The 12198-nt window shown below is 63.2% G+C and carries 11 protein-coding genes; 2 read left to right on the top strand and 9 right to left on the bottom strand.

Features of this window, described 5'->3' with window-relative positions; genetic code table 11:
- Window positions 1-13: 13 nt before the first annotated feature.
- From ACUIAG_RS00510 to mraZ, 4 genes are read right to left on the bottom strand one after another with little or no spacing between them, the layout of a single operon-like run.
- The gene (locus ACUIAG_RS00510) at window positions 14-1795 is read right to left on the bottom strand and encodes a peptidoglycan D,D-transpeptidase FtsI family protein (RefSeq protein WP_313836921.1); all 1782 of its coding nucleotides are present in this window, start codon (window positions 1793-1795) and stop codon (window positions 14-16) included.
- Window positions 1792-2283, bottom strand: coding sequence for a hypothetical protein (locus ACUIAG_RS00505; RefSeq protein ID WP_045924092.1), 492 nt, complete (start codon window positions 2281-2283; stop codon window positions 1792-1794). The genes ACUIAG_RS00510 and ACUIAG_RS00505 overlap by 4 nt, the downstream gene beginning before the upstream one ends.
- Complete coding sequence (gene rsmH / locus ACUIAG_RS00500; protein WP_445339816.1) at window positions 2280-3371, bottom strand: 16S rRNA (cytosine(1402)-N(4))-methyltransferase RsmH; 1092 nt, start codon at window positions 3369-3371, stop codon at window positions 2280-2282. The genes ACUIAG_RS00505 and rsmH overlap by 4 nt, the downstream gene beginning before the upstream one ends.
- An 11-nt stretch (window positions 3372-3382) precedes the next feature.
- Window positions 3383-3865, bottom strand: a complete 483-nt coding sequence (gene mraZ, locus ACUIAG_RS00495; protein WP_445339815.1) for a division/cell wall cluster transcriptional repressor MraZ — start codon at window positions 3863-3865, stop codon at window positions 3383-3385.
- 278 nt (window positions 3866-4143) lie between these two features.
- Here mraZ and ACUIAG_RS00490 point away from each other — a divergent pair, with 278 nt between their 5' ends.
- Window positions 4144-6378, top strand: a complete 2235-nt coding sequence (locus tag ACUIAG_RS00490; RefSeq protein ID WP_313842109.1) for a HelD family protein — start codon at window positions 4144-4146, stop codon at window positions 6376-6378.
- Window positions 6379-6526: 148 nt separating this feature from the next.
- Here the strand turns inward: ACUIAG_RS00490 and nrdR are convergent, their stop codons facing one another.
- Window positions 6527-7009: a transcriptional regulator NrdR gene (gene nrdR, locus ACUIAG_RS00485; protein ID WP_045924089.1), complete on the bottom strand. Its 483-nt coding sequence runs from the start codon at window positions 7007-7009 to the stop codon at window positions 6527-6529.
- Window positions 7010-7166: 157 nt separating this feature from the next.
- A complete protein-coding gene (locus ACUIAG_RS00480; RefSeq protein ID WP_445339814.1) occupies window positions 7167-7595 on the bottom strand; it encodes a LysM peptidoglycan-binding domain-containing protein in 429 nt (142 codons plus the stop codon).
- A gap of 298 nt (window positions 7596-7893) precedes the next feature.
- Here ACUIAG_RS00480 and lexA point away from each other — a divergent pair, with 298 nt between their 5' ends.
- Complete coding sequence (gene lexA, locus ACUIAG_RS00475; RefSeq protein ID WP_445340407.1) at window positions 7894-8562, top strand: transcriptional repressor LexA; 669 nt, start codon at window positions 7894-7896, stop codon at window positions 8560-8562.
- Between the two features lie 3 nt (window positions 8563-8565).
- On the opposite strand, the gene ACUIAG_RS00470 is transcribed toward lexA, so the two are convergent.
- The 3 genes from ACUIAG_RS00470 to hflX all read right to left on the bottom strand — a co-directional run bounded on the left by ACUIAG_RS00470 (window position 8566) and on the right by hflX (window position 12094).
- Window positions 8566-9495, bottom strand: coding sequence for a cation diffusion facilitator family transporter (locus ACUIAG_RS00470; protein ID WP_445339813.1), 930 nt, complete (start codon window positions 9493-9495; stop codon window positions 8566-8568).
- Window positions 9496-9566: 71 nt separating this feature from the next.
- The gene (locus tag ACUIAG_RS00465; protein ID WP_024627229.1) at window positions 9567-10529 is read right to left on the bottom strand and encodes an L-lactate dehydrogenase; all 963 of its coding nucleotides are present in this window, start codon (window positions 10527-10529) and stop codon (window positions 9567-9569) included.
- 98 nt (window positions 10530-10627) lie between these two features.
- Window positions 10628-12094: a GTPase HflX gene (gene hflX / locus ACUIAG_RS00460; RefSeq protein ID WP_445340406.1), complete on the bottom strand. Its 1467-nt coding sequence runs from the start codon at window positions 12092-12094 to the stop codon at window positions 10628-10630.
- Window positions 12095-12198 lie beyond the last annotated feature (104 nt).

Below are 12198 nucleotides of genomic sequence, written 5' to 3'. Positions count from 1 at the left end.
ATGCCTGCCGGTATCACCATGTTACCGGGATAGCATCGGTTCTGGGCCCAGACGTGGGGACCTGGTATTTCTGCATAAGGAATTCACCGATCTGAGCAAAGATGGGGCCGGCGGTGATGCTGCCGAAAACGCCATCGCTGCTGTGGGGATTCTTCAGGACTACGGTGACAACATAATGGGGGTCGTCAGCAGGCAGGATGCCCACCCAGTCGCTGATGATGCCGCCCAGGCCGCCCGAGCTGTCGGCCACCTCGGCGGTGCCGGTCTTGGAGGCCACCCGATAGCCATCCACCTTGGCTGTATTCTGGTACTTTTCAGCCACCGACTCCATGCCGTTCATGACCGTAGCCGCCACCTTCTCGTCCACTACCCTCACCCGGTTGGCGTTGACAGCATCCTGGCCGCGGATGATGGTCTGGTCGGCCCGGACCCCCTTGTTGGCCAGGGTGGCGATGACGTTGGTCAGCTGAATGGCGTTGGTGGCGTAGCCCTGGCCGAACAATACCGTGTTGCGCGTGCGTCGGTCCCAGGTCTGAGGCGAAGTCAGCAGGCCCTTGGACTCCCCCGGCAGGCCCAGGGACGAGGCCTGGCCGATGCCAAAGCGGGTCAGATAGTCGTAGCGCTTCTGATCCGGGTAGTGTTCGCCGGCCATGACCATGCCCACGTTGGAGGAGTTCTGCAGAATGCCGGCAAGGGTCCAGTGCTCGGCTGGATGGTCGAAGGCATCCTTGTACTGCTGGTTGTCCACGGTGATGTGGTCGGGCACAGTGAAGCGGTCGCTCATGGAGTGCACCTGCTCCTGAAGCATGCCGGAGATCGAGATGGTCTTGCCGATGGAGCCGGGCTCGAAGGTCTCCGCCACCGCCCGCGAGGAGTTGACCTTGGCCTGGTCGCTGCCAGCCTGGTAATCGTCAGTGTCGGCCAGGGCCAGGATCTCGTTGGTGCGGGTGTCCTGGACGACGGCCAGGGCCCAGTCGGCATGAAAGCGCTGGCAGCCCGACTTGAGGGCCTGACGGACGTACCACTGAACATCCTGATCAACGGTCAGGGTCACATCCTTGCCGTTGACCGGATTGCGCTGACGGGTCACGGTTCCGGGGATCTCCTGGCCAAGCATCCCCTGCTGGTAGACCGTGTAGCCGTCAGAGCCGGTCAGCTGCCGATTCTCCATCTGCTCGATCCCGGCCACGCCCTTGCCGCTGTCGTCGATGCCCCCGATCAGGGCTCCCATCAGATCCGCATGAGGATAGGTGCGTTCGCTGCTCAGCTCTGCCGTGATGATCCCCTGCAGCCCCAGCTTGTCGATGGAGCGCTTGACCTCGGGAGTCACCCGCTTGGCCAAGACCACGTACCGTCCGGGGACGCTGAGTTTGCCGCCCAGCTCCATGGCGTTCATTCCCAGGGCCGGCGCCAGGAGGCGGGCCACGCCAGCAGCACCGTCAGCGCCCACCGGGTGGCCTTTGATGCTGTGGCAGTCGCTGCCTGTGCGCTTGGTGCAGTTGACAGGTATGAAGGAGGCGGCCGCTTCGGGGTCACCGATGATGTTGTACCGCTCCAGGCTCTGGGCCAGCACCCGGCCATTGACATCTAGGATGCGGCCACGCTGGGCCTTGATGGTATGCGGCACGGTGCGGCCCGCCGCAGCGGCTTGGGCCATGGACCTTCCGTCGAAGAGCTGGATATAGGCCAGCTTGCCCAGGGCCAAGGCGGCCACCAGGACCAGGATCAGGCCCACAGACAGCGAACGCTTGCAGAAGGAGAGGTGCCAGGAGCGCTTGGTTCCCTTGCCGCTCATGGATGCCCCGCCTTGCCCTGGGCATCCTGAGGGGGCTTGTAGCCCTGCAGATCGATGGAGTTCAGGCCCTGCTGAGGCTGCATGCCCAACTGCTGGGCCTTGTCCGGCAAAGAAGCCTGGAGCTGGTCGAGCTTGTTCTGGTCATCCTGGACGTCCTGGTTGAGATTGCTGATCTCATGCTGGATCTGGGTAGCTTCGAAGGAGTCCTGGACCATCTGCGTGCGCAGCATCAGGGAACCGAACATGCAGGCAGCCAGAAAAACCACGGAGGCCATGATCCGCAGCAGGGGGTTGCCACGGGTGCGCGTCCAGCCAATCAGACGCCTGGCCCCCTCAGCCACCGGGCCTCGTTCGGGATGGCGGTCCTTGCCCGGTTTGCCTGTGCCCTTGATCAGACTGAGCTCAGGCCTGGTGGGCATCTCCTGAATGCGGGGATGACCCTTGTCCGCAGACGCCTTGGAACGGACTGAACGTGCTGGCATGGTCATGACCGGCGCCTCGATTCCGAACCATGGCCGACGCGGCGATGACGACCATCCGAGCCCTCACCACGGGCCTCGGCCTGAAGCCGACGACGACGCTCCTCGGGGATGGCTCCGATCATCTCCACGGCCCGCAGGCGCACTGAAGCCGATCTTGGGTTGCGTTCCCGCTCGGCCGCGTCGGCCTTAATGGCCCCATGAGTCAGATCCGATAGATAGGGGCGGGCCTGATCGGGCACCACCGGCATGCCCGCCGGCAGGTCCACGTGCAGCCCTGGCGCCATGAAGCGCTTGACCATGCGGTCCTCCAGAGAATGGTAGGACTCCACAATCAGACGGCCTCCCTGAGCCAGCCGCAGCATGGCCTGGGGCAGGGTGCGCCTCAAACGATCCAACTCCCCGTTGACCTCGATGCGCAGGGCCTGGAAAACCCTCTTGGCCGGATTGCCCGGCGGACGATGGCCGCGCGGCACTGCCCTGTCGACCAGACGGTCCAGCTGGGCCGAGGTGGTCAGCGGCTGCTCCTGCCTGGCCTCGACGATGGCCCGAGCGATGCGTCCTGCATAGCGTTCCTCCCCATATCTGGAGAAGATGTCAGCCAGCCGGGCCTGGTCGTACTCGGCCAGGACCTGCGCGGCCGTCAGCTCCTGGCTGGTGTCCATGCGCATGTCCAGCGGAGCGTCCTGACGGTAGGTGAATCCCCTGTCGCGCTGGTCGATCTGCAGAGAAGACAATCCCAAATCCATGAAAACCAGGTCCACTTGCCCCAGGCCCAGGGCATCAAGCTGCTGGTCCAGCTGATCAAAGGGGGCGTGAACCGGCGTGAAGCGGTCGGCCAGACCCTCGTCGCGCATCCGGCCAGTGGCCAGATCCAAAGCCTGGCTGTCCCTGTCTATGCCAATAAGACGGGCCTCAGGGCAGGACTTGAGGAAGGCGGTGGCGTGACCAGCCAGGCCCAGCGTGCAATCCACAGCCACGGCCCCCGGGTGCTTTAAGGCGGGTCGAGCCAGCGCAAGGCAGCGTTCCAGCAGCACGGGACGATGGACCCTGCCGCTGTCCACGGCCTCCTGGTCGGGAGGATTGCGATCTGACATCGGGGCCTCCATCAGCAATCCACCGCCGGAAGAACATCATCGGCAATGTCGGCGTAGCCCTGCTCCTTGCTCTCCAGGTAGGCAGTCCAGGAATCCTGATCCCAGATCTCAGCACGGGTGCCCACGCCGATGACCACGACGGGGCCCGTCAGCCGTGCATATGAGCGCAGCATGGGCGGAACCAGGATGCGGCCCTGCTTGTCGGGGACCTGGTCGACGGCCCCGGACAGAAATACGCGCAGGTAGTCCCTGGCCGACTTGTCGCCCATGGAGGTGTGCTGGATGCGCACGGCCATCCGTCGAAATTCCTCGGTGGGCAGCAGGCTGACGCAACGTTCCTGGCCACGGGCCATGACCAGGCCCTGACCCAGCTGGGCGCGGAACTTGGCGGGCAGAGCCAGGCGGCCCTTGGAATCCATCTTGGGGGTGTAGGTGCCCAGAAGCATGGACGGCAGGGAAGGCGAGGCGGCATCTGCGTCGTATGTATCGGCCATGCCCCACCTCCAATGCCAGTTTGGTAACCATGGGACGGCCCCATCGGGTAGCGTCCCCTACGCAGTGCTCCCCACTTTACCCCACTTATCCCCATTGCTCACCACCTTGACACCACTTCAGGCCCAAATCCAACCATTCGCCTCACCGACGGGTTCGCCTCGGCGTTTCGCCACCCGGCAAGGAGGGCGCGGCCAGGGGTCAGATGGACCGAAAAAATGTAGAGGTCGAGCGGTATATTGGATCATCCGATTTTGAACATTCCACAGAACGGACACACATGTCGAGCTATTCCTCACAGCTGCATGAAGAGCAGACGGCGGTGGACAGGGCCTACGGCCGTCTGGACGAGCTGCGGGCGCAGGCCAGGACCAGACTGGACGCGGTTCGGGCCGCCGGCTCCCACGGTTCACCCACCCAGCGTACCGAGCGGGATTCCTTCGCCAACATGTACGAGGACCGGCTCACCCAGCTGCGGGCCGTGGAGGACCGTCTGGTCTTCGGCCGACTGGATACAGCCCAGGGCGGCCGGCGATATATCGGGCGACTGGGCCTGCTTGACAGCAATCACGAGCCAATCCTGACCGACTGGCGTGCCGAGGCCGCACGCCCCTTCTACGAGGCCACCCCGGCGGATCATGGCGACATCGTCATGCGTAGGCACATCACCCTCAACTTCCGCCAGGTCACCGGCATCGAGGATGAGGTTCTGGACCTGTCGGCCCCGGAAGTGGACAAGGCGGCCCAGGGCGGCACCCTGGCCGGCGAGGGCGCGCTCATGGCATCCCTGTCCAGCCGCCGCACCGGGCAGATGACCGACATCGTGGCCACCATCCAGGCTGAACAGGACCGGATCATCCGCTCCCCCATGACCCGTCCGCTGGTGGTCCAGGGCGGACCGGGCACCGGCAAGACGGCCGTGGCTCTGCACCGGGCGGCTTATCTGCTCTACACTCACCGGCGCCGACTGGAGAGTTCAGGCGTGCTGATCGTCGGGCCCAGTAACGCCTTCCTGCACTACATCGACCAGGTTCTGCCCTCCCTGGGCGAGACCGGAGTGCTCAGCCGCACCATGGGCGACCTCATCCCCGGCATCAGCACCGACCGCCAGGAGGACCCGCACGTGGCCCGGCTCAAGGGGGACATCCGCATGGCCGAGGCTGTAGCCAACGCCGTCGCCTCACGTGAGCGGGTGCCCGCCTCCCTGCCCACGGTCAAGGTGGATGGGGTGGCCGTCCCCATGCTGGCGGTCGACCTGGAACAGGCCCTGATCGATGCCCGACGCAGCCACCAGCCCCACAACAAAGCCAGGAACACCTTTGTGCGCTCGGCCCTGAACGCCATGACCGCCCGCTATGCCGAAGGGGTGGACTATCAGCCCGGAGCCGAGGAACTCGCCCGGGTCACCTCCCTGCTGCGGCTGAACGACCAGGTGCGGAGGACTCTCAACCTGGCCTGGCTGCCCATGAACCCCCGCTGGCTGGTCAACGACCTCTGGTCCAGGCCGGACCGTCTACGCCGGTTCGCCCCCTGGCTGACTCCTGAACAGATTGATCTGCTGACCCGCCAGGATGGCGCCGAACTGACCGTATCCGACATCCCCATCCTGGACGAGGCCATGGAGCTGCTGGGCCCCGACCCACGCCAGGCGGACCGCGAACAGGCTGAAAAGGCCCGTCGCGATGAGGAACGGCGGTTTGCCAGCGACACCTTGGCCCAGAATGGCATCGGCACAGGGATCGTGACCTCCCAGATGCTGTTGGATTCCATCAACGGTCAGGACGAGAACCAGGCAGCCACCCAGGCGGCCGCCGACCGTGAATGGGTCTACGGGCACATCGTGGTTGACGAGGCCCAGGAACTGACGGCCATGGACTGGAGGATGCTGATCCGGCGCTGCCCCTCCCGATCCTTCACCATCGTCGGGGACGTGGCCCAGACCGCAGCCCTGGGCGGCACCCGGTCCTGGGCCTCCACCATGGATGCGCTTTTCGGACCGGATGGTTGGGACCTGCGACAGCTGACCATCGACTATCGCAACCCTCGTCAGGTATCCAACCTGGCCTCCTCCTTCGCAGCCTCCGAAGGTCTTGAAGTTTCAACGCTCAAGGCCGTGCGAGAGGTGGAAGGCTCGGTCAGCCGCCTGCGGGCAGAGGATCAAGCAAGCCTGTTGGACCAGCTGCCTGACCTGGTAAGCGAGCTGGCAAAACGTCATCTGGGCAAGGACGGCACCGGACGCCTGGCCATTATCGTTCCTGGCGCCCTGGAAGCCGAAGTAATCTCACGGCTGCATATTGACAAGGCTCAGGAGCACCAGATCACGGTCACGACCACCGGTCACACCAAGGGCCTGGAGTTCGATGCCGTGGTTCTGGTTGAGCCTGGAGCCATTCAGGATGAAGCCCCTTCCAGGCTGAGCGCGGCGGCTGACCTCTATGTGGCCATGACGCGACCGACACAGGAGCTGGTCATAGCCCAGACTTCCGGGGATCACAGGCTGCTGGACCTGGGATGAAGTGCCTAGGTGCCAGGCCTACATCGTGCCTGGCGCCCCCGTTCGCTTCCAAACACAGTCCGATCTCGTCACAAGCCAGCCCAGTCGCACACTGACGAAAGCTGCTGGCCTGTTGCTGTCAGAATGGCCGATGGCAGAATAGCCAATTCTAGGACTGCTGAATTGCAGACTGCTCTTCGGCAGACTGGTCTTCGGCGCGCAAGGTGTCGATGGCCTGCTGGAAGTCCTCCAGGTTGCTGAAGTTGCGGTAGACCGAGGCGAAGCGCAGATAGGCCACTTCGTCCAACTCCCTGAGAGGCTTCAGGATGGCCCTGCCGACCTCTTCCGAATCCACCTGAGCCAGGCCGCGTGAGCGCAGATCCTCTTCAACCTGTTGGCCCAGGAGTTTCAGGTCATTCTCGTCGATGGGCCTGCCTTGGCAGGCCTTCCTCACGCCAGCAATGACCTTGTCGCGGTTGAAGGGCTCGGCATTGCCTGAGCGTTTCATGACCAAGAGGATCGAGGTCTCCACCGTGGTGAACCGACGCGAGCATTGCGGACACTCACGGCGGCGTCTGATGGCATGGCCGTCGTCGCTGATTCGCGTATCCACAACCTTGGTATCGGGATTCTGGCAGAAAGGACAGTGCATATGCAATATCATAGCGCCAAAGAATCTCAAGACCCACGTATACCGGGCCTATCAGCGTATAACACTGGACAAACTCCTCGAATTCAGCTACTGCCTTCATCCAAACGACAGGTCATTGAGGCCCCGTCGTGCATCTTCTGGATCTAAAGCCGATGCCTCACTCGTCGCTGGGAATCAGAATTCGGTCCCCGACGCGCAGGTTGGGTGAGGACATATTGTTGATCTGCATGATGCGGTCTACGTTCTTGGTGACATCCTCGCCTTGCGGGGTGATTGAGGCCGCATAGGACCAGACATTGTCGCCCGGACGAACTGTTCTGGTGACGACTTCCTGTGGTCCTGGAGCAGAGCTGGCCGGACGAGCCATCCATCCGAACCCAGCCAGGGTCAAAGCTCCGACAGCCAGGAAAACCGCGATTCTGCGCAGGACAACACCCGCAAACCCCTGATCAGGCAGACAGGCATTGACAGCTCTGCGAAGACGAGCCAAGACGGACGAGAACACAGAACGCACATAGGCCAGGCAGACCGAAAACAGGTTCGTCGGCGCAGACATGCGGGAACCGGCACAGGTACGGACAACCATGGCACACCTCTTTCGAACATTTGTTCTATCGAACAGATGTTCTCATTCTGGCACCGCGATGGTTATTTGGCAAGGCTGATTCGAACATTTGTTTGATTTTTCACTTCAGGCAGGTTAGACTGAGTTCAGTTTCCAAGGAAAGGAGCCCATCGTGAGTACCATCCCCTTCACCGGGTCCACGGCCACGAGCTCCCTCAACCAGTCCACTCTTGCCGACAGCGCCGGATCTCAGGAAACCGGCTCACCCTCAGCCAAGGACACGACGAAAGAAAAGGCAGCCACCTCCAAGAGTCCGAATCTGGAGTCCAGACCCAAACTGACCGATCGCCAGGCCAAGGTCTTGGAAGCCATCAAGCGGCACCTGTCAGAGCGCGGATTCCTGCCCTCCTACAGGGAGATCGGCAGAGACGCGGGACTGCGCAGCACTTCTTCCGTCAAGCACCAGCTTCAGGTCTTGCAGGATCTGGGCTACATCCGTCTGACTGCCAACAAGGGACGTGCCATAGAGCTGGTTCAGGATCAGCCTGAGCCAGCTGCTGGAATCGCCAAGATCATGCCCTTCCCTGATACACAGGCCGACGAGGCCATCATGCAGTCGCGCGACGTGCCCCTGGTCGGCAGAATCGCCGCCGGCCAGCCCATTCTGGCCGAGCAGCATGTGGACGATGTCATGCGTCTGCCCGAACGTCTGACCGGATCCGGGGAGCTCTTCATGCTTGAGGTCCATGGGGATTCCATGGTCGATGCCGCCATCTGCGACGGGGACTTTGTCGTCGTCCGCCGCCAGCAGGAAGCTGAGAACGGAGATATCGTTGCAGCCCTGCTTGACGATGGAGCCACGGTAAAAACCTTCCGCCGCGAGGAGGGCCACGTTTGGCTGATTCCCCACAACCCGGCCTACTCCCCCATCGACGGCACCCACGCCGTCATCATGGGCAAGGTAGTCACCGTTCTGCGCAAGGTCTGAAGACTACATGTCCAAATGCTCGCCGCTGCTATCCCGGTGGCCCTGGGGTTCTATCTGAAAGGTCGTGTGTTCGACCGAAACAGGGAAATGATCGCGCAGGCAGCGTTGCATTCTGGTAAGAATGCGTTCGCTCTCAACAGCCGTCGTGCCCTGACGCACTACCACATGCGCCGTCAGCTGCGGCAGACCGGTGGAAACGCTGTTGGCATGCAGGTCATGTACCTCAAGTACGCCAGGCACGCCCTCCAGGTGCTTCCTGACCTTGGCCATGTCGAGGTCCGCCGGAGTCTCCTCAAGCAGCACAGAGACACTGCTGGCCAGCAGTTTGATCGCGCGGGGAATCATCAGCAGGGCGATCAGTCCTCCCGCCACGGCATCGAACCCGGCCCAGCCGGTGATCATCATGACCACGGCTGATACCAGAACCGCCACCGAGCCCAATGCATCGTTAACCACCTCGAGAAAAGCGGCACGCATGTTCAAATTGTCCTTGTGCCCTGAGGCCAGGACCAGGATGGATCCCACATTGGCAGCCAGACCCAAAAGTCCGAAGAAGAGCAGCAGTCCCTGCTGATGAACCTGATCCCGACCGGGCGACCAGAGCCGCAGGACGGCCTCCACGATGGCATAGATGCCCACAGCCAGCAGAACCAGAGCACCGCCAGCCGCCGTGATGACCTCCAGACGGGACCAGCCCCAGGTCCGTCGGTTCGTAGGGCGGCGATCCATCAACACAGCGGTTACCGTGGAGGCGATCAGCACAGCCATGTCGGTCATCATGTGCCCGGCATCGACCAGCAGGGCCAGGCTGCGGGTGACCAAGGCGCCGACGACCTCGGCAACAAAGACCGATCCCGTCAGCGCCAGGGTCGTCAGCAACTGTCGACGATGGGCGGACCCGCCGCCTTGGACACCACCTTCATGAGCACTCATGCATACCCCGATTCATCAGTCACCAAGGTAAGTCACCAGGGGCTGCAAGGCAAGGGTCTTATGCCAAATCCTCAGAAGCCGAACTTGCTGGCCGTCTCCTTGAGGGTCTCGGCGGAGCGCTTCAGAGCGGCCAGCTCGCCGTCGCTCAGCGGAGTGTTGATGTGGGTGTTGACCCCGTCACGGTTGAGCACGCTGGGCACCGACATGCACACGTCCGATATGCCGTGGAAGTCCTCCAGCAAAGAGCTGACCGGCAGGATTCGGTCGGTGCCGTTCAGGATGGACTCGATGATGTCCACGCCGGACATGGCGATGGCGAAGTTGGTCGCCCCCTTGCCCTCGATGATCTGGTAGGCGGCGTTCTTCACCTCCTGGTGGATCTCCTCGCGCTTGGCCGCGTCCAAAGGCTCATGGCCAGGCAGCTCCATCCAGTCGCACATGGGCACCCCGCCGATGGTGGCCGAGCTCCAGAGCGGGACCTCGGAGTCGCCGTGCTCGCCGGCGATGTAGGCATGCACGTTCTTGACGTTGACACCGGTCTGCTGGCCGATCAGGTACCGCAGCCGGGCGGAATCCAGGTTGGTGCCCGAACCGAACATCTGGTTGACCGGCAGCCCGGACAGCTCCAGGGAAACTCTGGTGACGATGTCGACAGGGTTGGTAATCAACAGGAAGATGGCGTTGGGGGCCACCTCGACCATCTGAGGGATGATGGACTTCATCATGTTTATGGTGGCACCGGCCAGGTCGAGCCGAGTCTGTCCCGGCTTCTGCCTGGCTCCGGCCGTGATGACCACCATGTCGGCGTCGGCGCAGATCTGTGGATCGTCCGAGCCATCGATGGTGACCGTGGGGTAGAAGCTGGATCCGTGCTGCATGTCGCGGACCTCGGCCTCAACACGCTGGGCGTTGATATCCTCAAGGACGATCTCCCGAGCCACACCGCGCTGGGCCGCCGAAAAGGCCAGAGTCGACCCCACGGCTCCGGCTCCCACGATTGCTAGCTTGGTTGGCTTGATTGATGATTCCGCCATAGTTTTATGGACCTCTCTTATCGGAACCCGGGAAACGGGTTTGCCGCTGACAACATACGTAGTCTACCCAGCATAGATGACCTGGCGTGCACCTGCTCTTATGAGCTCAGCCCGGCTGATGGCGTGTCACCCGCTGAAGCCTGCAAGGGCTTCGGATCAATGGCCTGGTCAAGCACGGCAGCTGCCAGCCGGTCATCCACATCAGCGCTCAGCGCAACCCCATCGGCCCGGTATTCCAACGAATCCACCCGTCCCAGCTGCCGCACCTGCTCCAGCAGGGAGCCGCTGGTGTACGGGAGGATAGCCTGGACATGCACAGCGGGGGCGGGCAGCAGCTCCTCCACCCGTCTGCGCAGGGGCTCCAGACCCCGACCCTGCCTGACCGAGACCAGGAAGGCCTCGGGCTCAAGGTTGGCGAGACGCTGCCGGGCATCCTGATCGATCAGATCAACCTTGTTGAAGACCAGCAGGCGGGGAATGGATTCAGCGCCGGGGATGTCTGCCAGCACGGCGTCCACAGCCCTGATCTGCCCGAAGGGATCGGGATGGGAGCCGTCTACGACGTGCAGAATCAGATCGGACTGCCCCACCTCCTCCAGGGTGGATTTGAAGGCCTCGACCAGCTGGGTGGGCAGACGGCGTACGAACCCGACCGTGTCCACGTAGACGTAGAGCCGGCCGTCTGCCGTCTTGGTGCGCCTGACGGCCGTGTCCAGCGTGGCGAAGAGGGCGTTCTCCACCAACTCCTCGGAGCCGGTCAGCCGGTTGGTCAGCGAGGATTTGCCGGCGTTGGTATACCCCACCACGGCCACTGCCGGCAGCTGGTAACGCCGACGTGACCCACGCTTGACCTGGCGCGAGGGGGCCATCTGGGCGATCTGACGCTTCAGCCGGGAAATCCGTCGCCTGATGACCCGACGGTCGGTCTCGATCTTGGTCTCTCCCGGGCCGCGGGAGCCTATGCCGCCGGCCTGCCCTGCAGCCTGGCCGCCGGCCTGGCGGGAGAGGGATCCGCCCCAGCCGCGCAGCCTGGGCAGCATGTACTCCAATTGGGCCAGCTCCACCTGGGCCTTGCCCTCGCGGCTGGTGGCATGCTGGGCGAATATGTCCAGAATCAAGGCTGTCCTGTCGACCACTTTGACCTTGGTGACATCCTCAAGGGCACGTCGCTGGGAGGGATGAAGGTCGTCATCGGTAATGATGGTGTCGGCGCCCAGCCCAGCCACGATATCCGCCAGCTCCCGTGCCTTGCCCGAACCCAGGTAGGTGGCCGGATCCGGCTTGACCCGCTGCTGGAGCAGCCCGTCAAGCACCTCGGCCCCGGCCGTCCGCGCCAGGGCGGCCAGCTCGCGCAGGGACTCCTCGGCCTGACCGACCGTGGTCCGCGAACCCGACCAGACGCCGACCAGGACCACCCGCTCCAGACGGACCTTGCGGTACTCCACCTCGGTCACGTCCTGGAGCTCGCCCAGCCCCTCGACATGGCGGAAGGCATTGCGCCGGCTGCGCTCCTGCCACTCCTGATCCTGGTCCTGCCCGACCTGCCCATCGCTGCCGGTCAGCACCTCGGACTTGTGGGCGAGCGGGTCCTGGTGGGCATCGACAACTGCTGAACCATGTTCTTGGGTCGGTTTTTCTTGGGTCAAAGGCACCTCTGCATTGATCTATG

It is taken from the genome of Bifidobacterium sp. ESL0825 (assembly GCF_052606465.1).
The sequence above is the reverse complement of the archived record's forward strand: the minus strand, read 5'-3'. Positions and strand labels throughout refer to the sequence as shown.